The sequence below is a fragment of the Streptomyces sp. NPDC058576 genome (genome assembly GCF_042718715.1).
Classification (GTDB): domain Bacteria; phylum Actinomycetota; class Actinomycetes; order Streptomycetales; family Streptomycetaceae; genus Streptomyces.
On the sequence record NZ_JBHXPF010000007.1, the window covers coordinates 15,459 to 39,475 of the forward strand.

Sequence of the window (24,017 nt, forward strand, 5' to 3'; positions counted from 1 at the left end):
GCACGAGCAGTGGAGGGGACAGCGACAATGCCGGCCGACGAGAGATTCGCCGTACGGCGGGAGAGCGCACGGGCCTCGCGGCCCCGCCCCCTCGCGGTGGGGCCCGCACCCGCCGACGTCCCCCTGCCCCCCGGACTCGCTCTGCGCGGACGGCTCGCCACCGGCGCCCGGCGCCCCGAGGCCCCCCGCGGCTCCGGACGCGGTGGCTCGGGCTCCCGTACCCCGCGCACCGGACGCGGCGGCGGACCGCGCCGGACCTACGAGCGGGCACGGCGGGCCTGGGACCGCCCCCTGACCGCCTACTACGTGATCCTCGGCTCCAGCCTCCTGATCACCGTGCTGGGCCTGGTGATGGTCTACTCCGCCTCGATGATCAAGGCGCTGGACATCAGCAAGCCCGCGACCTACTTCTTCGGCAAGCAGTTCCTCGCCGCCGTCATCGGCGGCGGGCTGATGCTGATCGCCGCCCGGATGCCGGTGAAGCTCCACCGGGGGCTGGCCTACCCGATGCTGATGGTCACCGTCTTCCTGATGGTCCTGGTCCAGGTGCCGGGGATAGGGATGTCGGTCAACGGCAACCAGAACTGGCTCTATCTGGGCGGCCCGTTCCAGCTCCAGCCCAGCGAGTTCGGCAAGCTGGCCCTCATCCTGTGGGGCGCGGACCTGCTGGCCCGCAAGCAGGACAAGCGGTTGCTGACGCAGTGGAAGCACATGCTCGTGCCGCTGGTGCCGGTCGCCTTCATGCTGCTCGGACTGATCATGCTCGGCGGCGACATGGGAACCGCGATCATTCTCACGGCGATCCTGTTCGGTCTGCTCTGGCTGGCCGGCGCCCCCACCCGGCTGTTCGCCGGGGTGCTCGGTTTCGCCGCCGTCCTCGCGTTCCTGCTGATCTGGACCAGCCCCAACCGGATGTCCAGGCTCTCCTGCATGGGCATCATCGGCGAGCCCGACCCGGAGGACGGCTGCTGGCAGGCCGCCCACGGAATCTACGCTCTGGCCTCCGGCGGATGGTTCGGTTCCGGGCTCGGTGCGAGTGTGGAAAAATGGGGCCAACTCCCGGAACCGCACACCGACTTCATCTTCGCGATCACCGGTGAGGAACTGGGTCTGGCGGGGACGCTGTCCGTGCTCGCCCTGTTCGCGGCTCTAGGCTATGCGGGTATCCGCGTGGCCGGACGCACGGAGGACCCCTTCGTGAGGTATGCCGCGGGAGGCGTGACCACGTGGATCACGGCCCAGGCCGTGATCAACATCGGTGCGGTGCTCGGCCTGTTGCCGATCGCCGGGGTCCCGCTCCCGCTGTTCTCCTACGGGGGATCGGCCCTGCTGCCGACGATGTTCGCGGTCGGGCTGATGATCGCCTTCGCACGGGAGGACCCCGCGGCGAAGGCGGCCCTGGCCATGCGGAGGCCCCGGGTGAGATGGAAGACGATGAGACGGCGCGTCAAGAAGCGTTCGTCCGGAGAGCGGTGAATTTCGGTGCATGTCGTACTCGCCGGCGGGGGGACCGCCGGACACATCGAGCCCGCGCTTGCCCTCGCAGACGCCCTGCGCAGGCAGGACCCGACCGTGGGAATCACTGCCCTCGGCACGGAACGCGGCCTGGAGACCAGGCTCGTACCCGAGCGGGGGTACGAGCTGGCGCTCATCCCCGCGGTCCCGCTGCCCCGTAAGCCCACGCCCGAACTGATCACCGTACCGGGCCGGCTGCGCGGCACCATCAAGGCCGCCGAGCAGATCCTGGAGCGCACCAAGGCGGACTGCGTGGTCGGCTTCGGCGGCTACGTCGCCCTGCCCGGCTACCTGGCCGCCAAGCGGGCCGGCGTGCCGATCGTGGTGCACGAGGCCAACGCCCGGCCGGGCCTGGCCAACAAGATCGGCTCGCGGTACGCCCACGGGGTCGCCGTCTCCACCCCGGACAGCAAGCTGCGCGGGGCCCGCTACATCGGCATCCCGCTGCGCCGCACCATCGCCACCCTGGACCGCGCCCGGGTCCGCCCGGAGGCCCGCGCCTCCTTCGGCCTGGACCCCAACCTGCCCACGCTGCTGGTCTCCGGCGGCTCCCAGGGCGCGCGCCACCTCAACGAGGTCGTGCAGCGGGTCGCGCCGCTGCTCCAGCGCTCGGGGATCCAGATCCTCCATGTGGTCGGCCCGAAGAACGAATTGCCGCGCATCGACAACATGCCCGGGATGCCGCCCTACATCCCGGTACCGTACGTGGACCGGATGGACCTCGCGTACGCCGCGGCCGACATGATGCTCTGCCGCGCGGGCGCGATGACCGTCGCCGAACTCTCCGCCGTCGGGCTCCCCGCCGCCTACGTCCCGCTGCCCATCGGCAACGGCGAACAGCGGCTCAACGCCCAGCCGGTGGTCAACGCCGGCGGCGGCCTGCTGGTGGACGACGCGGCGCTCACCCCGGAATGGGTGCAGGGCAACGTCCTGCCGGTGCTGTCCGACCCCCACCGGCTGTACGAAATGTCCCGCGCCGCGGCCGAGTTCGGCCGGCGCGACGCCGACGACCTGCTCGTCGGCATGGTGTACGAAGCGATTGCCGCGCGCCGCTAGGCGTACGGCGCGATGCGGTGCGGACCCGGGGCGGGCGCCCCGGGTCCGGCGAAGGAGCGAGCGTGGCCGGACCGACGACCGCCCAGCGCGGCGCACCCGGGCGGGCGGACACCGCCGCCCGCCCGCCGCACATCGGCCGCGAGGGGCCCCGGATCAGCCGCCGCACCCTGCTGATCCTGATCGGCGTCGCGGTCGCCCTGCTCGCCGCGTTCGCGATCTGGGTGCTCTACGGCTCCTCCTGGCTCCGCGTCGAGAAGGTCAGCACGAGCGGCGTCGAGGTGCTGACCCGCGAGGAGGTGGAAGCGGTTGCCGCCACACCGATCGGAGCCCCGCTGGTCTCGGTGGACACCGATGCCATGGAGCGCCGGTTGCGCCAGAAGTTGCCTCGTATCGACACGGTTGATGTCGTTCGGTCCTGGCCGCACGGCATCAGCCTTAAAGTGACGGAACGAAAGCCGGTCCTTCTGGTCGAAAAGGGCGGGAAGTTCGTGGAAGTGGACGCCGAGGGCGTGCGCTTCGCCACCGTGGACAAGGCGCCGAAGGGCGTGCCCCTGCTGGAGCTGAAGCCCGAACCGTCCGCGAGCCTGCGCCGCTTCGGCGATGACCGTCTGTTGCGGGAAGCGGTCCGGGTCGCCGGCGACCTTCCGGCGGGTGTCGCCGAGGAGGTCGAGGTCGTCCTGGTGTCCTCGTACGACGCGATCACCCTGCGGCTCACCCGGGACCGTGAGGTGACCTGGGGCAGCGGCGAGGACGGCCCGGTGAAGGCACGCGTCCTCGCCGCACTCATGAAGGCCGCCCCCAAAGCGGGACAGTTCGACGTAAGCGCTCCCACCGCCCCGGCGGTATCGGCGAGTTGACGGGCATTTGTGCTGGCCAGCACCCTGGTTGGTCAGCGCTACGGGTGATCACATAGGGTGAAAAGAAAAACGGGAGGTTCGGCGTGTTCGTTGAACGTGCGCCACTTGTCGACTTAGTGTCCTGTTCGGAAGAGTCCAGGAAGCAGACACACGGATAACCCTAAACTTGAACGTTAGGGTTTGGGTCGGCGTTCGGACCGTCCCCATCGACATCAGTCGTCGCCGCGGGTCCACCGCAGAGCGACGACACGTAACTCGAGGCGAGAGGCCTTCGACGTGGCAGCACCGCAGAACTACCTCGCAGTCATCAAGGTCATCGGTGTCGGCGGCGGTGGTGTCAATGCCATCAACCGAATGATCGAGGTCGGTCTCAAGGGCGTCGAGTTCATCGCGATCAACACGGACGCACAAGCCCTGTTGATGAGCGACGCCGACGTCAAGCTCGACGTCGGCCGCGAACTCACCCGGGGCCTCGGCGCCGGGGCGAACCCGGCCGTCGGTCGTAAGGCGGCAGAGGACCACCGTGAGGAGATCGAGGAGGTCCTCAAGGGGGCCGACATGGTCTTCGTCACCGCCGGAGAAGGCGGCGGCACCGGCACCGGCGGCGCACCCGTCGTCGCCAACATCGCGCGCTCGCTCGGCGCCCTGACGATCGGCGTGGTCACCCGCCCGTTCACCTTCGAGGGCCGGCGACGCGCGAACCAGGCGGAGGACGGCATCGCCGAACTCCGCGAAGAGGTCGACACCCTCATCGTCATTCCCAACGACCGCCTGCTGTCCATCTCGGACCGTCAGGTCAGCGTGCTCGACGCGTTCAAGTCGGCCGACCAGGTGCTGCTCTCGGGTGTCCAGGGCATCACCGACCTCATCACCACCCCCGGACTGATCAACCTCGACTTCGCCGACGTCAAGTCGGTCATGTCCGAGGCCGGTTCGGCGCTCATGGGCATCGGCTCGGCGCGCGGCGACGACCGCGCGGTGGCGGCCGCTGAGATGGCGATCTCCTCGCCCCTCCTGGAAGCCTCCATCGACGGCGCCCGCGGGGTCCTGCTCTCCATCTCCGGCGGCAGCGACCTCGGTCTCTTCGAGATCAACGAGGCCGCTCAGCTGGTGAGCGAGGCGGCGCACCCCGAGGCCAACATCATCTTCGGCGCCGTCATCGACGACGCCCTGGGCGACGAGGTGCGGGTCACCGTGATCGCCGCGGGCTTCGACGGCGGACAGCCGCCGGCCCGCCGGGAGAACGTCCTCGGCGCGAACAGCAACAAGCGCGAGGAGCCGGCCACCCCGGCCAGGTCCTCCGCCGAGCCCGCCCGCCCGACGGGCGGACTCGGTTCGGTACCCCCGCGCGAGGAGAGCCCGGCCCCGGCCGAGCCCGCCCCCGCGTCGGCTTCGAGCGAGAGCGCGCTTCCGCCCGTCTCTCCGCCGCACGTCCCGCCGGCCCGTCCCTACCAGGACACTCAGGCCGAAGAGCTGGACGTACCGGACTTCTTGAAGTGATAGATCAGCACCGGGCGGAACCCGTCACGGGCAGCGCTCACTTCGCCTTCACCGACCGGTGGGGCGGAGTGAGCGCCGCTCCGTACGGTGAGCTCAACCTCGGCGGCGCGGTCGGTGACGACCCCGCCGCCGTCGGCGCGAACCGGGAGCGTGCCGCCCGCGACCTCGGCATCGATCCGGCGCTCGTCGTCTGGATGAACCAGGTGCACGGCCGGGACGTCGCGGTGGTGGACGGACCCTGGGGTGCGGACGCGGAGATTCCGGCCGTGGACGCGGTGGTGACCGCCCGGCGCGGGCTGCCGCTCGCGGTCCTCACCGCCGACTGCACCCCTGTCCTTCTCGCCGACCCGGTCGCCGGCGTCGTCGGGGCGGCGCACGCCGGGCGGCCGGGACTGGTCGCCGGAGTCGTGCCCGCGGTGGTCGAGGCCATGATCGCGCTCGGCGCACACCCGTCCCGGATCACCGCGCACACCGGACCGGCCGTCTGCGGACGGTGCTACGAGGTGCCGGAAGCGATGCGCGCCGAGGTCGCCGAGGCCGTCCCCGGCACCAGGTCCGAGACCAGCTGGGGTACCCCGGCGGTGGACGTCACCGGCGGAGTCCACGCCCAGCTCGCCGCCCTCGGCGTGACGGACCGGCACTCCTCGCCGTACTGCACCCTGGAATCGGGCGACCACTTCTCGTACCGCCGCGACCGCGTCACCGGGCGGCTCGCCGGATATGTCTGGTTGGACTGATAGGGCATGACGGACCGTAAAGCTCAACTCGCGGCGAATCTGGCACACGTGGAGGAAAGGATCGTCTCCTCCTGTGCGGCCGCAGGTCGCAAGCGGGAAGAAGTGACCCTGATCGTGGTCACCAAGACCTACCCCGCGAGCGACGTGCGGATCCTGCATGACCTCGGCGTCCGTCATGTCGCCGAGAATCGCGACCAGGACGCGGCCCCCAAAGCCGCCGCTTGCGCTGATCTTTCGCTGACCTGGCACTTCGTCGGACAATTGCAGACGAACAAGGTGCGTTCCGTGACCAGTTATGCCGATGTGGTGCAGTCGGTGGACCGCGCCAAGCTGGTCACCGCTCTCTCCGCCGCCGTGGTGCGCGGGGAGCGCGAACTCGGCTGCCTGATCCAGGTCGCCCTGGACGCGGAGAGCGGTGAGCGCGGTGAGCGCGGCGGTGTCGCGCCCGACGGGGTCGAGGAGTTGGCGGCCGCGATCGGCGCGGCTCCCGGACTCCGGCTCGACGGACTGATGACCGTGGCGCCGCTGGCCGGGGAGTACGCCGGCCGGCAACGGGCCGCGTTCGACCGGCTGATGGAAATCTCATCCCGCCTGCGCGCCGGTCATCCGGCTGCGAACATGGTCTCCGCAGGTATGAGCGGGGACCTGGAGGACGCGGTGGCGGCCGGAGCGACACATGTACGCGTCGGTACGGCGGTACTCGGAGTCCGACCCCGGCTCGGGTAACGTCGCGAAGCAAGTCGGACCACAGCAGAAAATATGGTCATTCCCACTCACGGTGGGTGGACCACAGTGGATCGCGGGCACTTGGTGACGAATGCCGATCCACCACAGAGCGGAGGACTCGGAGCATGGCCGGCGCGATGCGCAAGATGGCGGTCTACCTCGGCCTCGTGGAGGACGATGGGTACGACGGTCCGGGGTTCGACCCCGATGACGAATTCGAACCTGAGCCGGAGCCCGAGCGCGACCGGCGGCGGCATCAGCCCCCGCACCAGGTGGAGCGGGAACGCGAGCGGGATCGTGAACGCGAGCGCGAAAGGGACGAACCGGTACGAGTGGTGCAACCACCCGCCCAGCGCGAGCCGGTTCAGCTCCCCGCGGAAAGCGTGCGACCCGCCCGGATCGCGCCCGTGGCATCCATCACACCTGAACGCCCGAACATGGAGAAGAACGCACCGGTGATCATGCCCAAGGTCGTGTCCGAGCGGGAGCCGTACCGCATCACCACGCTGCACCCCAGGACCTACAACGAGGCCCGTACCATCGGGGAACACTTCCGTGAGGGCACTCCGGTGATCATGAATCTCACGGAGATGGACGATACGGACGCGAAGCGACTTGTCGACTTTGCCGCGGGACTCGTCTTCGGTCTCCATGGCAGCATTGAACGCGTGACGCAGAAGGTGTTCCTGTTGTCGCCTGCTAACGTCGATGTCACGGCGGAGGACAAGGCCCGCATCGCAGAGGGCGGATTCTTCAACCAGAGCTGAGAACACGACACCGGGAACGACCCGGCCGTAAGGCCGGTGCCGGCCGCGAGGCCGGAGCTGACGAGAGCCAGGGGAGAGGGAAGCGCGAGACATGGGCGTCGCACTGGATGTGGTCTATATCGCGCTGATGTGTTTCCTCATCGTGCTGATCTTCCGGCTGGTCATGGACTATGTCTTCCAGTTCGCACGTTCATGGCAACCCGGCAAGGCGATGGTGGTCGTACTTGAGGCCACCTACACTGTCACCGATCCACCGCTCAAGCTTCTGCGGCGGTTCATTCCGCCGCTGCGTCTCGGGGGCGTGGCACTCGACCTGTCCTTCTTCGTTCTGATGATCATCGTCTACATCCTGATCAGCGTTGTGGTCAGGTTGTGAGCGATACGGTCTTGCCGACTGCCGACGACTACGTAGAGGTGAAGAAGAGATGCCGTTGACCCCCGAGGACGTGCGGAACAAGCAGTTCACGACCGTCCGCCTCCGAGAAGGCTATGACGAGGACGAGGTCGATGCCTTTCTCGACGAGGTCGAATCGGAGCTGACCCGTCTGCTCCGTGAGAACGAGGACCTGCGCGCCAAACTGGCCGCTGCGACCCGCGCCGCCGCGCAGAACCAGCAGCAGCAACAGCAGCAGGGTATGCGCAAGCCCCCGGAGCAGCAGGATCGCCCGGGTGCGCCCGTTCCCGCCGCCATATCTGGACCGCCGCAGCAGCAGCAGCCCCCGCAGATGGGTCCGCCCCAGCTGCCCGGTGGCGCGCCGCAGCTGCCCGCAGGTCCCAGCGGTCATGGCCCCCAGGGTGGCCACGGCCCCGGTCCGCAGGGCCCGCACGGCCCCGGCCCGATGCAGGGCGGTCCCATGGGTGGCCCGATGGGCGGCCCCATGGGTCAGCACCCCCAGCAGCAGCAGATGCAGCAGATGCAGCCGCCGCAGATGCAGCAGCAGGGACAGGGCCCCGGTGGCGACAGCGCCGCCCGTGTCCTCTCGCTCGCGCAGCAGACCGCTGACCAGGCGATCGCGGAGGCCCGTTCCGAGGCCAACAAGATCGTCGGCGAGGCGCGCAGCCGTGCCGAGGGCCTGGAGCGCGACGCGCGCGCCAAGGCCGATGCCCTGGAGCGGGACGCGCAGGAGAAGCACCGCGTGGCGATGGGCTCGCTGGAGTCGGCCCGCGCGACGCTGGAGCGCAAGGTCGAGGACCTGCGTGGCTTCGAGCGCGAGTACCGCACGCGGCTGAAGTCCTACCTGGAGAGCCAGCTGCGTCAGCTGGAGACCCAGGCGGACGACTCGCTCGCCCCGCCGCGGACGCCGGCAGCCGCTTCGCTGCCGCCGTCCCCCTCGCTGGCCCCGGCCGGTGCGGGTGCGATGGGTCACTCCATGGGCGGCTCCAACCACGGTGGCCACGGCGGCCAGCAGATGGGTGGCGGCCAGTCGATGGGCGGTGCTCCGTCCTACGGCGGTCAGCAGCAGATGTCGCCCGCGATGACGCAGCCGATGGCGCCGGTGCGGCCGCAGGCGCCGCAGCCGATGCAGCAGGCGCCGTCGCCGATGCGTGGGTTCCTGATCGACGAGGACGACAACTGAGCGGTTCGCGCTCGCTGAGCGCGTAGCCGTCGGCAGGCTGAGGGCCGGGCCCCCGGCTTTACCGGGGCCCGGCCCTTTGTCGTGGGCTCGGCCGTGTTCGCCGGTGCGGGCGGGGCGCCTGCGGCGGGCTGTTCCCCTCCCCGCGCTATAGATAGCCTCGCCGGCGATTGAGGCGCGGGGTCCGGGGGCGGAGCCCCTGAGAGGGTACGCGGAAGGGCCCGCCGGAATCCGTTCCGGCGGGCCCCTCTGGTCCTGCGGGCTACCGCTACTGCTTGCGCAGGCGGAAGTTCAGGGCCAGGCCCTCGTCCTCGAACGTCTCGCCGTACGTCGCGTCCGCCTCGCCCTCCGCGTAGTCCAGGGCGAGCACCTCCTCGGAGATGAGAGGGGCGTGCTCCGTGAGGGCCTCCACCGTCGCGGGGGACGTCGAGGTCCAGCGGACGGCGATGCGGTCCGCCACGTCCAGGCCGCTGTTCTTGCGGGCCTCCTGGATCAGGCGGATCGCGTCACGGGCCAGGCCCGCGCGGCGCAGCTCCGGGGTGATCTCCAGGTCCAGGGCGACCGTCGCGCCCGAGTCCGAGGCCACCGACCAGCCCTCGCGCGGGGTCTCCGTGATGATGACCTCGTCGGGGGAGAGGGTGATCTGCTCGCCCTCCACCTCCACCGACGCCGTGCCCTCGCGCAGGGCGAGGGAGAGCGCCGCCGCGTCCGCGTTCGCCACCGCCTTGGCCACCGCCTGCACGCCCTTGCCGAACCGCTTGCCCAGCGCCCGGAAGTTCGCCTTCGCCGTCGTGTCGACCAGGGAGCCGCCCACCTCGGAGAGCGAGGCCAGGGACGAGACGTTCAGCTCTTCCGTGATCTGGGCGCGCAGGTCGGGGGAGAGGGACTCGAAGCCGCTCGCCGCCACCAGCGCGCGCGACAGCGGCTGGCGCGTCTTCACGCCCGACTCGGCGCGCGTCGCCCGGCCCAGCTCCACCAGGCGGCGCACCAGCGCCATCCGGGTCGAGAGGGCCGGGTCGATCGCCGTCAGGTCCGGCTTCGGCCAGGTGGAGAGGTGGACCGACTCCGGGGCGTCCGGCGTCACCGGAACGATCAGGTCCTGCCAGACCCGCTCCGTGATGAACGGGACCAGCGGAGCCATCAGCCGCGTCACCGTCTCGACCACCTCGTGCAGCGTGCGCAGCGCCGCCTTGTCGCCCTGCCAGAAGCGGCGGCGCGAGCGGCGTACGTACCAGTTGGAGAGGTCGTCCACGAACGCCGAGAGCAGCTTGCCGGCGCGCTGGGTGTCGTAGCTCTCCATGGCCACCGTCATCTGGTCCACGAGCGCGTTGAGTTCGCTCAGCAGCCAGCGGTCCAGGACCGTGCGGTCGGCCGGTGCCGGGTCGGCCTCGGAGGGGGCCCAGGACGAGGTGCGCGCGTAGAGGGCCTGGAAGGCGACCGTGTTCCAGTAGGTGAGGAGCGTCTTGCGGACGACCTCCTGGATCGTGCCGTGGCCCACGCGCCGCGCCGCCCACGGGGAGCCGCCCGCCGCCATGAACCACCGCACCGCGTCCGCCCCGTGCTGGTCCATCAGCGGGATCGGCTGGAGGATGTTGCCCAGGTGCTTGGACATCTTGCGGCCGTCCTCGGCGAGGATGTGGCCCAGGCAGACCACGTTCTCGTAGGACGACTTGTCGAAGACCAGGGTGCCGACCGCCATCATCGTGTAGAACCAGCCGCGGGTCTGGTCGATGGCCTCCGAGATGAACTGCGCCGGGTAGCGGCTCTCGAAGATCTCCTTGTTCTTGTACGGGTAGCCCCACTGCGCGAACGGCATGGAACCCGAGTCGTACCAGGCGTCGATGACCTCCGGGACGCGGTACGCCTCCAGTTGGCAGCTCTCGTGCGTGCAGGTGAAGGTGATCTCGTCGATGAAGGGGCGGTGGGGGTCGAGCGACGACTGGTCGGCGCCGGTCAGTCCGGTCAGCTCCGCTCGCGAGCCCACGCAGGTCAGGTGGTCGTCCTCGCAGCGCCAGATCGGCAGCGGCGTGCCCCAGTAGCGGTTACGGGACAGCGCCCAGTCGACGTTGTTGTTCAGCCAGTCGCCGAAGCGGCCGTTCTTGACCGACTCCGGGAACCAGTTGGTCTTCTCGTTCTCCTGGAGGAGCCTGTCCTTGATCGCGGTCGTACGGATGTACCAGGACGGCTGCGCGTAGTAGAGCAGCGCCGTGTGGCAGCGCCAGCAGTGCGGGTAGCTGTGCTCGTACGGGACATGGCGGAAGAGCTTGCCGCGCGCGTCCAGGTCCGCGGTGAGCGTCTCGTCGGCCTTCTTGAAGAAGACGCCGCCGATCAGGGGCAGATTCTCTTCGAACGTGCCGTCCGGGCGGACCGGGTTGACCACCGGGAGGCCGTACGCACGGCAGACCGCGAGGTCGTCGGCGCCGAACGCCGGGGACTGGTGGACCAGACCCGTACCGTCCTCGGTCGTCACGTACTCGGCGTTCACCACGTAGTGGGCTTCCGCCGGGAAGTCGACCAGCGCGAAGGGGCGCTCGTAGGTCCAGCGCTCCATCTCGGCGCCGGTGAACGACCGGCCGGTCGTCTCCCAGCCCTCGCCGAGGGCCTTCTCCAGGAGCGGTTCGGCGACGACGAGCTTCTCCTCGCCGTTCGTCGCGACGACGTAGCGGACCTCGGGGTGCGCGGCGACCGCCGTGTTGGAGACCAGGGTCCAGGGGGTGGTCGTCCAGACCAGGAGGGCCGCCTCGCCCGCCAGCGGACCGGAGGTCAGGGGGAAGCGGACGAAGACCGAGGGGTCGACGACCGTCTCGTAGCCCTGGGCCAGCTCGTGGTCGGAGAGGCCCGTGCCGCAGCGGGGGCACCAGGGGGCCACCCGGTGGTCCTGCACCAGCAGGTCCTTGTCGAAGATCTCCTTCAGCGACCACCACACGGAGTCCACGTACTCCGGGTCCATCGTGCGGTACGCGTCGTCCAGGTCGACCCAGTAGCCCATGCGGGTCGTCAGCTCGGCGAACGCGTCGGTGTGCCGGGTCACCGACGCACGGCACTTGGCGTTGAACTCGGCGATGCCGAACGCCTCGATGTCCTTCTTGCCGTTGAAGCCCAGCTCCTTCTCCACCGCGAGCTCGACCGGCAGGCCGTGGCAGTCCCAGCCGGCCTTGCGGCCGACGTGGTAGCCCTGCATGGTGCGGAAGCGGGGGAAGACGTCCTTGAAGACGCGGGCCTCGATGTGGTGGGCGCCCGGCATGCCGTTGGCGGTGGGCGGGCCCTCGTAGAAGACCCACTCGGGGCGGCCCTCGGACTGGTCGAGGCTCTTGGCGAAGACCTTGCTCTCGCGCCAGAAGTCGAGCACGGCGTGCTCCAGGGCGGGCAGGTCGACCTGGGCGGGTACCTGGCGGTACTGCGGCGATGTCATGTGCGGCTTCCTCCGGCGGATGTCTTCCACTTCCGTCGGAGGGACGAGAGCGTCTGGGCTCCCGCGGTACCACCCTCCTTGGCCTCGGGCGCGTGCCCGTGGCCCCCTCATTGGGGTCGCGATGCCGGGTCTAGAGGCCTCGGGCCCGGGGGCGGCACCCCACAGGTCCAAGGCTTTCTTCCGGCGGCTCCGGGGTGATCTTCACGACGCGCTCGCCCCCGGGCTCCCACCGTCCCCGGGTCGCTGCTGGCTGCGTACGACGCTACTCGTCCCATCCACGCCTCTCGCTGGGGCCCAGTGTACGGGCCCGTACGGGCGACGGCCGACCGGTTTATCGGGGGCGCGGGGGCGTGACCCGAGTGGCGGGACGGGGCAGAAGGACTTCCCGGCGGGGCCCGGGGGCCGGATTACCGGGCGGGGAGCTGGGAACAACGGAGGCAGGCGCGCCACGACCGGACGCGGGGGAGGGGCGAGAGGGCGGCGTGCCCCGTTGCCGCGGGGCTGGAGTCGATTTATCGTCCCAGCACGATTCGCGAGCAAGATCACAATGTGTGAAGGGGCCGCGGCCATGGTGGCGAAGAAGACGGCGGAAGAGACCGCGGCCGAGCACGACGGTACCCACGAGCCACCGGCCGGGGCCGAGAAGGCGACGGCGAAGAAGACAGCGAAAAAGGCCGCGAAGAAGTCGGCGAAGAAGGCCGCGGCCAAGAAGACCACGGCCAGGAAGACGGCGGCCGGCGACAAGCCCGCCGCCAAGAAGAGCACCGCCAAGAAGACCGCGAAAAAGGCCGCAGCGGCGGCCACGGAGGCGGCCCGGGCCGCCGATCAGACGGGAGCCCACACGGTGGTAGCCAAGAAGAGCGCGCGTCGTTCCGCAGCAGGCGCACAGGCCACGGCCCCCGTGCCGACCGCCCGCGCCGCCGCCCCCGACGAGCTGGCCGTCCGGCCCGGGGAGGACCCCTGGACGCCCGAGGAGGTCACCGAGGCGCGCACCCTGCTCACCAGCGAGATCCTGCGGCTCCGCAGCGAGCTGGAGGCCTCCGGCGCGGCCCTGGCCGGGCTGATGCGGGACTCCGGCGACGGCGCGGGCGACGACGAGGCCGACACAGGCACCAAGAACATCACCCGCGAGCACGAGCTGTCGCTCGCCGCCAACGCCCAGGAGATGCTGGAGCAGACCGAGCGGGCGCTCGCCCGGCTGGAGGCGGGGACGTACGGGCTGTGCGAGATCTGCGGCAAGCCGATCGGCAAGGCGCGGATGCAGGCCTTCCCCCGGGCCACCCTCTGCGTCGAGGACAAGCAGAAGCAGGAGCGGCGCGGCTGATCCGCACAGGTGTGTCGTACCCTCATCCGAAGGCAGGCACCTAGGGTTGAGGGACTCACGTGGCAGAGGCGGAGCGCATCATCGGTACGCCGGAAAATCCCGAGGCCGAGGGCACGGACGAAGGCGGCAGCACGGCCGCCGACGCCGCCGTGAACGCCGGCCGGGGCAAGCGGAAGGTCCTCGTTCTCCTGAGCGTGGCCGTCGTGGCCTATCTGCTGGACCTGGTCACGAAGATGATCGTGGTCGCGAAGCTGGAGCACCAGCCGCCGATCGACGTCATCGGGGACTGGCTGCAGTTCCGGGCGATCCGGAACGCGGGCGCCGCGTTCGGGTTCGGCGAGGCGTTCACGGTGATCTTCACCATCATCGCCGCCGGTGTGATCGTGGTCATCGTCCGGCTGGCCCGCAAGCTCTACAGCCTGCCGTGGGCCATCGCCCTGGGTCTGCTCCTGGGCGGTGCGCTCGGCAACCTCACCGACCGCCTCTTCCGGGCGCCCGGCGTGTTCGAGGGCGCGGTGGTGGACTTCATCGCCCCCAAGCACTTCGCCGTCTTCAACCTCGCCGACTCCGCCATCGTGTGCGGCGGCATCCTGATCGTGATCCTCTCCTTCAAGGGCCTGGACCCCGACGGGACCGTGCACAAGGACTGACCGAGGCCGGGCTGCGCGGGGAGCCTTCGGCGCAAGGCATACTCGACAGGTGAGTACGCACCCCGAGATCCGCACCCTGCCCGTACCGGACGGCCTGGAGGGCGAGCGCGTCGACGCCGCCATCTCCCGGATGTTCGGTTTCTCCCGCACCAAGGCCGCCGAGCTGGCCGCCGCCGGGAAGGTCCAGGTGGACGGTTCGGTGGCCGGGAAGTCCGAGCGGGTCCACGGCGGCGCCTGGCTGGAGGTCGAGATGCCGGGGGCGCCCGCCCCCGTCCAGATCGTCGCCGAGCCCGTCGAGGGCATGGAGATCGTCCACGACGACGAGGACATCGTCGTCATCATGAAGCCGGTCGGCGTCGCCGCCCACCCCAGCCCCGGCTGGACCGGCACCACCGTCATCGGCGGCCTCGCCGCGGCCGGCTACCGGATCTCCACGTCCGGCGCCGCCGAGCGCCAGGGCATCGTGCACCGCCTCGACGTCGGCACCTCCGGCCTGATGGTCGTCGCCAAGTCCGAGCGCGCCTACACCCTGCTCAAGGCCCAGTTCCGCGACCGGGTTGTCGACAAGAAGTACCACGCCCTCGTCCAGGGCCACCCGGACCCGATGAGCGGCACCATCGACGCCCCCATCGGGCGCCACCCCAACCACGACTACAAGTGGGCGGTCACCGCCGAGGGCAAGCCGTCGGTGACCCACTACGACCTGATCGAGGCCTACCGCGCCGCCAGCCTGCTCGACATCAAGCTGGAGACCGGCCGCACCCACCAGATCCGGGTCCACATGTCCGCACACCGCCACCCCTGCGTCGGCGACCTCACCTACGGCGCGGACCCGACGCTGGCCAAGCGCCTCGGGCTGACCCGCCAGTGGCTGCACGCCGTGCGCCTGGGCTTCGAGCACCCGGCCGACGGGAGCTGGGTGGAGTTCTCCTCCACCTACCCGGCCGACCTCCAGCACGCCCTCGACACCATCTCCGCGGAGAGCCAGTGACCGCCGTGCCCACCGCGTACAGCACCCGCAGGGCCGTCGAGGAGAGCGACCTCCAGGCGTGCTTCCAGGTCCGCAAGGACGTCTTCGTCGGGGAGCAGAACGTGCCCGAGGAGCTGGAGTACGACACCTACGACGCGACCGCGGTGCATGTCCTGGCCGTCGCCGCGGACGGCACCGCGCTCGGCACGGGACGGCTGCTGCACGGCGCGGACGCGGCCGGGAAGACCGGCGGCGACCTCACCGTCGGCTCGCTGGGCCGGCTCGCCGTGAGCCGGGAGGCCCGTGGCCTCGGCGTCGGCGCGGCCCTCGTCGTGGCCATCGAGGACGAGGCGCGGAAGCTGGGCCTGGCCGCTGTCGACCTGCACGCGCAGACGCACGCCCTCGGCTTCTATGAGCGGCTCGGATACGTCGCGTACGGCCCCGAGTTCCCCGACGCGGGCATGCCCCACCGGGCCATGCGACGGGACATCCGCCCGGCCTGAGCGCCGGATACGCGCGCGTGCAGCGGCCGAACCCCGGGGGGTATCGGCCGAAACGTACACCGCGCGTGGCAGGGTGGAGCCCTGGTCGGCCGCTCGTGACCTGCCGGACCCGCACGCTCCGGAAGGCCCCTCGTGGAACAGATGTCCCTGCTGCTCCTCCTGCTGCTCGGAGCCGTGGTCACGGTGCCGCTCGGAGACCGGCTGGGGCTGCCCGCGCCGGTGCTGATGACCCTCGCGGGCATCGCGATGGCGTTCATGCCGTTCGTGCCGAACGTGGACATCCCGCCGGAGATCATCCTTCCCGCGCTGCTTCCGCCGCTGCTCTACGCCACCGTGCAGCGCACGTCCTGGCGGCAGTTCGCCGCCAACAGACGCCCCATCCTCCTGCTGGCCGTGGCCCTCGTCTTCGTCACCACGGCCGCCGTCGCCGCGGTCGCCAACTCGATCGTGCCGGGGCTGCCGATCGCCGCGGCCGTCGCGCTCGGCGCGCTCGTCGCCCCGCCCGACCCGGTCGCGGCGACGGCCGTCGCGGGTTCCGTGGGGCTGCCGCGCCGGCTGGTGTCGATCCTGGAGGGCGAGGGCCTCTTCAACGACGTGACGGCCATCGTGCTCTACCACGTGGCCATCGCCGCCGCCGTCAGCGGCACCTTCTCGCTCCCCGAGGCCTTCGGGCTGCTGGTCCTCTCCGCCGTCGTCGCGGTGGTCGTCGGCCTCGCGCTCGGCTGGCTCACCATCAAGCTGATGGGCCTGCTCGGCGACGCCACCCTCCAGGTCGGCCTGACCCTGCTGGTGCCCTTCGTCGCGTACGTCCTCGCGGAGGAGCTGATGGGCTCCGGGGTGCTGGCCGTCCTGACCGTCGCGCTGTTCCTCGCCGAGCACACCGCCGACGCCGACGACGTGCTGGGCAGGCTCACCGGGCGTACCTTCTGGGACATCGTCGACACCCTGGTCACCGGCGTCGCCTTCGGACTGATCGGCCTGGAGCTGCACACCGTGTTCGGCACCGCCGACGGGCACGCCCTGGAGATGGTCGGCTGGGGGCTCGCGATCGTCGCGGTCGTCGTCGGCGTACGGCTGCTGTGGCTGCTGCCCGCGACCTGGCTGGCCAAGCGGCTGCACACCCGTCGGGACGTCAGCGAGGAGCTTCCCACCAGCTGGCGGGAGACCGTCGTGATGTGGTGGGCCGGGATGCGCGGGGTGGCCTCCGTCGCCCTGGCGCTGGCGATCCCGCTGGAGACCGACGACGGGCAGCCCTTCCCCGGTCGCGACGAGATCATCTTCATCGCGTTCGCCGTGATCATGGCCACCCTGGTCTTCCAGGGGCTCACCCTGCCCTGGCTGGTCCGCAGGCTGAACGTCCGGGCCGACACCGCCGCCGAGGAAGCCCTGGAGCGGGACCTCGCGATCCGGGCCGCCAAGGCCGCCAAGTACCGCCTCAAGGAGATCCAGGAGGTCGAGGACTTCCCCGAGGAGGTCGTGGAACGGCTCCAGCGCGCCGCGTACGACATCGGGGCCCGGATCAGCCCCGACATGGTCGACGAGGAGCGGCGCGAGGCCTACGCCCAGCGCGCGAAACGCTTCAAGGCGATCAGCCGGGTCCAGCGCGAGATGATGTCGGCCGCCCGCCACGAGGTGCTCTCCGCCCGCAGCGAACCCGGCTCCGACCCGGAGGTCGTGGACCGGGTGCTGCGGTATCTGGACTTCCGCTCGCTGCGCTGAACCCCGCGGCCTTCAGCCGCGACCCGTGCGCGGGGCCTTGGAGTCGTCCCGGTCGGCGGGGTGCGCCGTTCCGTTGCGGCCCGCCCGGCCGCCCGCCGCGCCCGTCAGCTCCGCCCACTGCTCGCCGGGCGGCAGCGCCGCGGGCGCGGTGGTGACCCGCGGCAGCGCGTACGGATGGTGATCGCGGAGCCAGCCGATCAGCTGCTCGCGCACCGCGCAGCGCACCGTCCAGATGTCGTCCGCGTCCTTCGCCGTGACCACCGCCCGCACCTCGATCGTCGACGGCGTGGTGTCCGTGACCGCCAGCGACCAGTCCCGGCCGTCCCACGCGGCGATGTCCCCGAGGAGGTCCCGCAGCTTCTCCCGCATCGCGGCGACCGGGGCGGAGTGGTCGAGGTGGAAGAAGACCGTGCCGGTCATCTGCACCCCGCCGCGCGACCAGTTCTCGAACGGCTGGCTGGTGAAGTACGAGACCGGCATCGTGATCCGCCGCTCGTCCCAGGTCCGTACCGCCAGGAACGTCAGGGTGATCTCGTCGATCGTGCCCCACTCACCGTCCACGACCACGGTGTCCCCGATCCGCACCATGTCGCCGAACGCGATCTGGAGCCCGGCGAAGAGGTTGCCCAGCGTCGACTGGGCGGCGACGCCCGCGACGATGCCGAGCACACCGGCCGAGGCGAGCATCGACGTGCCGACGGCCCGCATCGGCGGGAACGTCAGCAGCATCGCCGCGATCGCGACCACCGTCACGACCGCCATGACGACCCGCTGGATCAGCGTCACCTGCGTACGGACCCGGCGGACCCGGGCCGGGTCGCGGGTGGCCGTCGCGTACCGGGCGTAACTGGCCTCCACGACCGTCGCCGCGATCCGTACCACCAGCCAGGCCGACGCGCCGATCAGCACCAGGGTCAGCACCTGGCCGATCCCGGCCCGGTGCTCCCCCACCCAGTCGATCTTCGTCTGGCGGTAGCTCCCGCGCAGCAGCGCCGTGATGATCACCACCTGCAACGGAAGCCGGCAGCGCCGCAGCAGCCCCCACAGCGGGGTCTCGTGGTGACGGCTGTCGGCCCGCCGCAGCAACAGGTCGACCAGCCAGCCGACCAGCAGGGTGATCACCACGGAACCGCCGATGACGATCAGCGGGCGCAGCACGCTCTCCATTCCTTCGTCCTCCCAGCCGTTGAGCGGCCCTCAGAGGGTGCGCGATGGCACCATGGGCCCCATGAACATCATGCTTTTCCACTCGACGTACGGGCTCACGCCCGCCGTGCACGCCGCGGCCGCGCGCCTCAGGGACGCCGGCCATGAGGTGCGCGTGCCCGATCTGTTCGAGGGGCACACCTTTGACACGGTGGAAGAGGGCATGGCCTTCAAGGACGAGGTCGGCAAGGACGAGCTGCTGAAGCGCGCCGTGCTGGCCGCCGCGCCCTACTCCGACCAGGGGCTCGTCTACGCCGGCTTCTCCCTCGGCGCGGCCACCGCGCAGACCCTGGCGCTCGGCGACGCGAAGGCCCGGGGGCTGCTGCTGTTCCACGGCACCTCGGACATCGCCGAGAGCGCCACGGTGGAAGAGCTCCCCGTCCAGCTGCACGTCGCGGACCCGGACCCCTTCGAGTCCCACGACTGGCTGAACAGCTGGTACCTCCAGATGCAGCGGACGGGCGCCGACGTGGAGGTCTACCGCTATCCCGGGGCCGGGCACCTGTTCACCGACCCCGATCTGCACGACTACGACCAGGCGGCCGCCGAGCAGACCTGGAAGGTCGCGCTCGGCTTCCTCGCCACCCTGTAGAGCGGACGGCCCGGCTCAGCGCACCGGGCGGTCGGCCCGCTCGACGCGCTGGGCGCCCCGGCGGGTGCGGTAGGAGCGGGTCCAGGCGGAGGTGGCGTCGCGGTCCGTCCGGTCGGAGATCGCGTAGTAGTCCATCTGGGCCCGCTCGGCGGTGACGTCCAGCACCCCGTAGCCGTGCGCGTCCATGTCCACCCACTTCACATGGCGGTTGGCCGCCCGCACGGCAGCCGCCGCGACCAGTGACACGGTCCCCGGCGCGACTCGCAGGATGTCGTCGAGGTTGTCCGAGGTCACCGACGTGACCACGAACTCCGTCGCGGCCGAGGCCGACAGCGGATACGTGGCCGCCCGCACGGGCACGTCGTTGGCCCAGGCCATGTGGATGTCGCCGGTCAGGAACACCGTGTCGGCGATGGACCGGTCCCGCAGATGGGCGATCAGCTCCTTGCGGTCGTCGGTGTAGCCGTCCCACTGGTCGACGTTGACCGCCAGGCCCTCCTTCGGCAGGCCCAGCAGACCCGCCAGCGGCTCCAGCAGATGCGCGGGGAGCGCCCCGAAGGCCACCGGGGAGATCATCACCGACGTGCCGACCAGCTTCCAGGCCGCGTCCGACCCGGCCAGCCCCGCCTTCAGCCAGTCCAGCTGGGCCCGGCCGGTGACCGTGCGCTCCGGGTCGTCCACCGCGCCGCTGCCGACCGACGCCTGCGCGGAGCGGAAGCTGCGCAGATCCAGCAGATGGAGCTCGGCAAGCCGCCCGAAACGGAGCCGCCGGTAGACGGTCCCCTCGGTCGAGGCGCGGACCGGCATCCACTCGAAGTACGCCTGCTTGGCCGCCGCCACCCGCCGCTCCCAGAGCCCCTCCGCACCCGGGGTGTGGTTCTCCGCGCCGCCCGACCAGGCGTCGTTGGCGAACTCGTGGTCGTCCCAGATCGCGATCACCGGGTGGGCCGCGTGCAGCGCCTGGAGGTCGGTGTCGGTCTTGTAGTTCCCGTGCCGGGTGCGGTAGTCGGCGAGGCTGAGGATCTCGTGGGCGGGCCGGTGCGGGCGCAGCGCCGTGTCCCGCGCCGGGTACGCGCCGGTCCCGTACTCGTAGAGGTAGTCGCCCAGGTGCAGGACCGCGTCGAGGTCGGGCCGGGCGGCGAGATGCCGGTACGCGGAGAACCAGCCCGCTTCCCAGTTGGCGCAGGACACCACGCCGAGCCGGATGCCGGGCACGGCGGCGTCGGCCGCGGGCGCGGTGCGGGTGCGGCCGACGGGGGAGACCACGCCGGCCCCGGGGCCCTCGCCCGCCGTGAAGCGGAAGTAGTACGACGTGGCGGGCCGCAGTCCTCGTACGTCGGCCTTGACGGTGTGGTCGGAGGCGGCCGAGGCGAGCGTCGTGCCGGTCGCCGATATCCGGGCGAACTCCCGGTCCTCCGCCACCTCCCAGCGCACGGGGGTGTCCGCACCGAGCCCCGATCCGGGCTCCGCGCCGGGCTCGGGGGTGACGCGGGTCCACAGCAGGACGCCGTCGGGCAGCGGGTCGCCGGAGGCGAGGCCGTGCAGGAAGGCGGGCGCCCCGGCGGCCCGGGCGGGCGTCGCGGAGGTGACGGACGCGGTGGCGAGCACGGGGACGGCGGCGGCGGTCGCGGCGGCGGCCCGCACGACGGTGCGGCGGCTCGGCGGGAGAGGGTGTCGACTGGTCACGGCCGATCACCCTACGGGCGCGTACGGCGAACGGGCGGGCGAACAGAGGAAGTTCGCCCGCCCGTCGGGAAACGGTCGCCGGCCCGTGGCCCGCCGGGCCCCGGGGACGCGGAGGCGTTACGCCTTGAGCGCCTTGTCGATGGCCTTCGTGAACTCGTCGGCCGTCATGGGGGCGTTCTCGCTGCCCTCGGCCGTGATCTTCTTGTCGTCCATCTTCACCGTCGGCGTGCCCTGCACACCGCTCTTGTCGAACGTCTTGGACATCTTCATCGCCCAGGCGTCGTACGTGCCGTCCTCCACGGCCTTCTGGAACGCCGCGTTCCCCTTCAGCGCGTCGACCGAGTCCGCGACCTCGATGAGGTAGCTGTCCTTGGCGAACTTGTCGTCGCTCTCCTCGGGGTGGAACTTCGCCGAGTACAGCGCGGCCTTGTACTCCAGGAACGCCTCGGGACTCACGTCCAGCGCCGCACCGAGCGCGCTCAGGGCGTTCTTGGAGCCCTCGCCGTTGTCGGTGTTGTCGATGAAGGTCGCGCCGATGTACTTGACCTTGTACTTGCCGGCCTCGACGTCCTTCGAGACGGTCTCGCCGACGCCCTGCTCGAACGTGGCGCAGACCGGGCAGCGCGAGTCCTCGTACAGCTCCAGGGTCTTCTTCGCGCTCGACTTGCCGACCACCACGGTGGTGCCGTCGGCGCCCGAGGTGTTCTTCGGCGCGGTGACGTTCTTGGCGTCGGCAGCCGCCTCCCAGGCGTCAGGCTTGTTCAGCTGCATCACGCCGAAGCTGATGCCGCCGACCACGGCGAGGGCCGCGACGACCGAGCCCGCGACGACGAGCTGCTTGCGGGTCTTGTCCTTCTTCGCCTGGCGCTCGCGCTCGGCGCGCAGCCGATCGCGGGCCGCTGCCTTGTTCGCCTGGGTGTTGCGCTTGCTCATGATCGTTCTCCGTGGATACGTGTGTGGGGAGTGGGCGGTCCTGCCGTCGTCGCGTCGCCGGGCCCTCAGGCAGCGGCGTACAGCGCGAGCGGCGGGCCCCTGCGTCCCACACAGTGCACGAGGAAGCGGGCGGTCAGCGGCGGGTGCGGACGCCCGGCGGGCCGGGAGCGGCGGGCAGCCGCCCGGACACCGGCGCGCACCACGGCGACCGCGGTCAGCAGCGGCCTGAACGCCAGCAGGGCCGCCGCGCGCAGCAGCCCCGCGAGGGCCGCCTCGCCGCGCCGCAGCCAGGCCGCGGCGAGCAGCCCGACCGCCACATGGGCGACGAGGAGCAGCCACGGCACCGCGGGACCGGGCTGAGCGAGGAGCGCCGCCGCGCGGTCGCCCGCACCGGCCACGTCGGCCAGCGGGGTGCCCACCGCACCGACGCCCGCGATCCGGGCCCCGCCCGTGCCGACCTCGCCGCCGCACAGGACGTCGAAGCCCACCGCGCGCAGCGTGCCCGCGACCGGGCCACCGGCCGCCCCGTAACAGAGATGCTGGCCCGTGGTGAACAGCGTGTCGGCGGCCAGCTCCAGCGGGACCAGCAGCCCCGCGATCGCCCCGAAGCCGCGCTCCCGGCCGGCCAGCGCGTACGCCACCGCGAAGACGGCGGCGGCCAGCAGCGCGACCGCGGTGAGCGGCAGCGGAACCCGGGAGAGCAGCACATGGGACGCCGTGGACAGGGTGACGACGAGCGCGGTGAAGACCGCCGCGCGCGCGGCCCTGAGCTGCGTCCCTGAGATGTCCATCGCCGGAAAGTGTGTCATGCGCCGAGGTAAACGGGCCTTAAAAGAGGCTGAGAGTCCTCCCGGCGAGGGCCCTGGACCGCCGGCCGCTCACGCGGGGCCCCGCAGCCCGGGGATCTTGCCGTTGCGGAAGAGGTCCACGAAGATCTGGTGGTCCGCGCGGGCCCGCGCCCCGTAGCTGTGGGCGAAGTCGACCAGCAGTGGCGCGAAGCCCTCCTCGTCGGCCGCGATGGCCGCGTCGATCGCCCGCTCCGTGGAGAACGGCACCAGCGAGTGGCCGCTCTCGTCGTCGGCGGCCGCGTGCATCGTGGCCGTTGCCCGGCCCAGATCCGCGACGACCGCCGCGATCTCGTCCACCTCGTCGATGTCGGACCAGTCCAGGTCGACCGCGTACGGCGAGACCTCGGCGACGAGCTGTCCGGCCCCGTCCAGCTCGGTCCAGCCCAGCCACGGGTCCGCGTGCGCCTGGAGCGCGCGCTGCGAGATCACCGTGCGGTGCCCCTCGTGCTGGAAGTACTCCCGCACGGCGGCGTCCGTGATGTGCCGGGAGACGGCCGGGGTCTGCGCCTGCTTGAGGTAGATCACCACATCGTTCTCCAGGGCGTCGCTGTTGCCCTCCAGAAGGATGTTGTACGAGGGGAGCCCGGCGGAGCCGATGCCGATGCCCCGGCGGCCCACCACGTCCTTGACCCGGTAGGAGTCCGGCCGGGTCAGGCTCGACTCCGGCAGCGTCTCCAGATAGCCGTCGAACGCGGCCAGCACCTTGTAGCGCGTCGCCGCGTCCAGGTCGATCGCACCGCCGCCGTCGGCGAACCGGCGCTCGAAGTCCCGGATCACCGTCATCGAGTCCAGCAGCGAGAACCGGGTGCGCGAACGGGCGGCGCGCAGCGCGCCCAGCAGCGGGCCGTCCGCGGTGTCCAGCGTGAACGGCGGCACCTCGTCGTTCTTCGCGCCCGTCGCCAGGGCGCGGATCCGCTCGCGGTAGGACGCCGCGAAGATCCGGACCAGCTCGGTGATCTGCTCGTCGGCCAGCGCCTTCGCGTAGCCGATCAGCGCCACGGAGGCGGCGAAGCGCTTCAGGTCCCAGGTGAAGGGGCCCACGTACGCCTCGTCGAAGTCGTTGACGTTGAAGACGAGGCGGCCGTTGGCGTCCATGTAGGTGCCGAAGTTCTCCGCGTGCAGATCACCGTGGATCCACACCCGGCCGGTGCGCTCGTCCAGGAACGGGCCGCCGTGCCGCTCGCGCTCCAGGTCGCTGTAGAACAGGCAGGCCGTGCCCCGGTAGAACGCGAAGGCCGAGCCCGCCATCTTGCGGAACTTGACCCGGAAGGCGGCCGGATCGGCGGCCAGCAACTCCCCGAAGGCGGTGTCGAAAACGGCGAGAATCTGCTCCCCGCGCTGCGCTGCGCCGGTCTGCGTTTCCGACATCTCTTACTGCCTCCTGCTGTAGCTGGCGTGTCTGGCCGAACCGTGGGTCCACATGATCGAGTCATGACCGAGTG

Annotated in this window: 21 protein-coding genes; 15 read left to right on the top strand and 6 right to left on the bottom strand. The window is 71.1% G+C overall.

The genetic code is table 11. The features are described 5' to 3' along the window. Positions 1-27: 27 nt before the first annotated feature. The 9 genes from ftsW to ACFWRV_RS07920 all read left to right on the top strand — a co-directional run bounded on the left by ftsW (position 28) and on the right by ACFWRV_RS07920 (position 8,735). Positions 28-1,476, top strand: a complete 1,449-nt coding sequence (ftsW, locus tag ACFWRV_RS07880) for a putative lipid II flippase FtsW (RefSeq protein ID WP_384329851.1) — start codon at positions 28-30, stop codon at positions 1,474-1,476. Between the two features lie 6 nt (positions 1,477-1,482). Further along, on the top strand, positions 1,483-2,571 hold the full coding sequence (gene murG / locus ACFWRV_RS07885; protein WP_007451369.1) for an undecaprenyldiphospho-muramoylpentapeptide beta-N-acetylglucosaminyltransferase: 1,089 nt from the start codon (positions 1,483-1,485) through the stop codon (positions 2,569-2,571). A gap of 62 nt (positions 2,572-2,633) precedes the next feature. Beyond that, the gene (locus ACFWRV_RS07890) at positions 2,634-3,428 is read left to right on the top strand and encodes a cell division protein FtsQ/DivIB (RefSeq protein ID WP_384329854.1); all 795 of its coding nucleotides are present in this window, start codon (positions 2,634-2,636) and stop codon (positions 3,426-3,428) included. A 276-nt stretch (positions 3,429-3,704) separates the two neighbouring features. After that, positions 3,705-4,928, top strand: a complete 1,224-nt coding sequence (gene ftsZ / locus ACFWRV_RS07895) for a cell division protein FtsZ (RefSeq protein WP_384329858.1) — start codon at positions 3,705-3,707, stop codon at positions 4,926-4,928. Further along, on the top strand, positions 4,925-5,665 hold the full coding sequence (gene pgeF / locus ACFWRV_RS07900) for a peptidoglycan editing factor PgeF (protein WP_384329861.1): 741 nt from the start codon (positions 4,925-4,927) through the stop codon (positions 5,663-5,665). Before ftsZ ends, pgeF begins: the two co-directional genes overlap by 4 nt. Positions 5,666-5,671: 6 nt before the next feature. Next, complete coding sequence (locus ACFWRV_RS07905) at positions 5,672-6,391, top strand: YggS family pyridoxal phosphate-dependent enzyme (RefSeq protein WP_384329864.1); 720 nt, start codon at positions 5,672-5,674, stop codon at positions 6,389-6,391. Between the two features lie 125 nt (positions 6,392-6,516). Next, positions 6,517-7,158 carry a cell division protein SepF gene (locus ACFWRV_RS07910; protein ID WP_010057900.1) on the top strand — a complete coding sequence of 214 codons (642 nt, stop codon included), beginning with the start codon at positions 6,517-6,519 and terminating at the stop codon, positions 7,156-7,158. 91 nt (positions 7,159-7,249) lie between these two features. Next, positions 7,250-7,534: a YggT family protein gene (locus tag ACFWRV_RS07915; RefSeq protein WP_006123846.1), complete on the top strand. Its 285-nt coding sequence runs from the start codon at positions 7,250-7,252 to the stop codon at positions 7,532-7,534. Between the two features lie 49 nt (positions 7,535-7,583). Next, positions 7,584-8,735 carry a DivIVA domain-containing protein gene (locus ACFWRV_RS07920; RefSeq protein WP_030086687.1) on the top strand — a complete coding sequence of 384 codons (1,152 nt, stop codon included), beginning with the start codon at positions 7,584-7,586 and terminating at the stop codon, positions 8,733-8,735. A 265-nt stretch (positions 8,736-9,000) separates the two neighbouring features. On the opposite strand, the gene ileS is transcribed toward ACFWRV_RS07920, so the two are convergent. Further along, a complete protein-coding gene (gene ileS / locus ACFWRV_RS07925) occupies positions 9,001-12,144 on the bottom strand; it encodes an isoleucine--tRNA ligase (RefSeq protein ID WP_384329869.1) in 3,144 nt (1,047 codons plus the stop codon). A 568-nt stretch (positions 12,145-12,712) separates the two neighbouring features. Here ileS and ACFWRV_RS07930 point away from each other — a divergent pair. From ACFWRV_RS07930 to ACFWRV_RS07950, 5 genes are all read left to right on the top strand, one after another. Then, positions 12,713-13,468: a TraR/DksA family transcriptional regulator gene (locus ACFWRV_RS07930; RefSeq protein WP_384329872.1), complete on the top strand. Its 756-nt coding sequence runs from the start codon at positions 12,713-12,715 to the stop codon at positions 13,466-13,468. Between the two features lie 59 nt (positions 13,469-13,527). Then, complete coding sequence (gene lspA, locus ACFWRV_RS07935) at positions 13,528-14,118, top strand: signal peptidase II (RefSeq protein WP_384329875.1); 591 nt, start codon at positions 13,528-13,530, stop codon at positions 14,116-14,118. Positions 14,119-14,167: 49 nt separating this feature from the next. Beyond that, positions 14,168-15,109: an RluA family pseudouridine synthase gene (locus ACFWRV_RS07940; protein ID WP_384329878.1), complete on the top strand. Its 942-nt coding sequence runs from the start codon at positions 14,168-14,170 to the stop codon at positions 15,107-15,109. Beyond that, the gene (locus tag ACFWRV_RS07945) at positions 15,106-15,591 is read left to right on the top strand and encodes a GNAT family N-acetyltransferase (protein WP_384329881.1); all 486 of its coding nucleotides are present in this window, start codon (positions 15,106-15,108) and stop codon (positions 15,589-15,591) included. The genes ACFWRV_RS07940 and ACFWRV_RS07945 overlap by 4 nt, the downstream gene beginning before the upstream one ends. Before the next feature lie 132 nt (positions 15,592-15,723). Then, positions 15,724-17,310, top strand: coding sequence for a Na+/H+ antiporter (locus ACFWRV_RS07950; protein WP_384329884.1), 1,587 nt, complete (start codon positions 15,724-15,726; stop codon positions 17,308-17,310). 12 nt (positions 17,311-17,322) lie between these two features. Here ACFWRV_RS07950 and ACFWRV_RS07955 read toward each other — a convergent pair whose 3' ends face one another. Beyond that, positions 17,323-18,477: a mechanosensitive ion channel family protein gene (locus ACFWRV_RS07955; RefSeq protein WP_384329887.1), complete on the bottom strand. Its 1,155-nt coding sequence runs from the start codon at positions 18,475-18,477 to the stop codon at positions 17,323-17,325. Between the two features lie 52 nt (positions 18,478-18,529). Here ACFWRV_RS07955 and ACFWRV_RS07960 point away from each other — a divergent pair, with 52 nt between their 5' ends. Further along, positions 18,530-19,108 (top strand): dienelactone hydrolase family protein, encoded by a 579-nt coding sequence (locus ACFWRV_RS07960; RefSeq protein WP_384329890.1) that lies wholly within the window; start codon positions 18,530-18,532, stop codon positions 19,106-19,108. Between the two features lie 15 nt (positions 19,109-19,123). Here the strand turns inward: ACFWRV_RS07960 and ACFWRV_RS07965 are convergent, their stop codons facing one another. From ACFWRV_RS07965 to ACFWRV_RS07980, 4 genes are all read right to left on the bottom strand, one after another. Beyond that, positions 19,124-20,794 carry an alkaline phosphatase D family protein gene (locus ACFWRV_RS07965; protein ID WP_384329893.1) on the bottom strand — a complete coding sequence of 557 codons (1,671 nt, stop codon included), beginning with the start codon at positions 20,792-20,794 and terminating at the stop codon, positions 19,124-19,126. Between the two features lie 117 nt (positions 20,795-20,911). Next, positions 20,912-21,727, bottom strand: coding sequence for a DsbA family protein (locus ACFWRV_RS07970; RefSeq protein WP_384329896.1), 816 nt, complete (start codon positions 21,725-21,727; stop codon positions 20,912-20,914). A 65-nt stretch (positions 21,728-21,792) separates the two neighbouring features. Then, a complete protein-coding gene (locus ACFWRV_RS07975; protein ID WP_384329899.1) occupies positions 21,793-22,518 on the bottom strand; it encodes a hypothetical protein in 726 nt (241 codons plus the stop codon). Between the two features lie 87 nt (positions 22,519-22,605). Further along, positions 22,606-23,943 carry a DUF2252 domain-containing protein gene (locus tag ACFWRV_RS07980; RefSeq protein ID WP_384329902.1) on the bottom strand — a complete coding sequence of 446 codons (1,338 nt, stop codon included), beginning with the start codon at positions 23,941-23,943 and terminating at the stop codon, positions 22,606-22,608. Positions 23,944-24,017 lie beyond the last annotated feature (74 nt).

Bases quoted from the DNA above. Each gene is read 5' to 3' on its own strand.
- ftsW (WP_384329851.1), top strand. From the start codon at position 28: ATGCCGGCCGACGAGAGATTCGCCGTACGGCGGGAGAGCGCACGGGCC.
- ACFWRV_RS07905 (WP_384329864.1), top strand. From the start codon at position 5,672: ATGACGGACCGTAAAGCTCAACTCGCGGCGAATCTGGCACACGTGGAG.
- ACFWRV_RS07910 (WP_010057900.1), top strand. From the start codon at position 6,517: ATGGCCGGCGCGATGCGCAAGATGGCGGTCTACCTCGGCCTCGTGGAG.
- ACFWRV_RS07915 (WP_006123846.1), top strand. From the start codon at position 7,250: ATGGGCGTCGCACTGGATGTGGTCTATATCGCGCTGATGTGTTTCCTC.
- ACFWRV_RS07920 (WP_030086687.1), top strand. From the start codon at position 7,584: ATGCCGTTGACCCCCGAGGACGTGCGGAACAAGCAGTTCACGACCGTC.
- ileS (WP_384329869.1), bottom strand. From the start codon at position 12,144: ATGACATCGCCGCAGTACCGCCAGGTACCCGCCCAGGTCGACCTGCCC.
- ACFWRV_RS07930 (WP_384329872.1), top strand. From the start codon at position 12,713: ATGGTGGCGAAGAAGACGGCGGAAGAGACCGCGGCCGAGCACGACGGT.
- ACFWRV_RS07955 (WP_384329887.1), bottom strand. From the start codon at position 18,477: ATGGAGAGCGTGCTGCGCCCGCTGATCGTCATCGGCGGTTCCGTGGTG.
- ACFWRV_RS07960 (WP_384329890.1), top strand. From the start codon at position 18,530: ATGGGCCCCATGAACATCATGCTTTTCCACTCGACGTACGGGCTCACG.
- ACFWRV_RS07970 (WP_384329896.1), bottom strand. From the start codon at position 21,727: ATGAGCAAGCGCAACACCCAGGCGAACAAGGCAGCGGCCCGCGATCGG.
- ACFWRV_RS07975 (WP_384329899.1), bottom strand. From the start codon at position 22,518: ATGGACATCTCAGGGACGCAGCTCAGGGCCGCGCGCGCGGCGGTCTTC.
- ACFWRV_RS07980 (WP_384329902.1), bottom strand. From the start codon at position 23,943: ATGTCGGAAACGCAGACCGGCGCAGCGCAGCGCGGGGAGCAGATTCTC.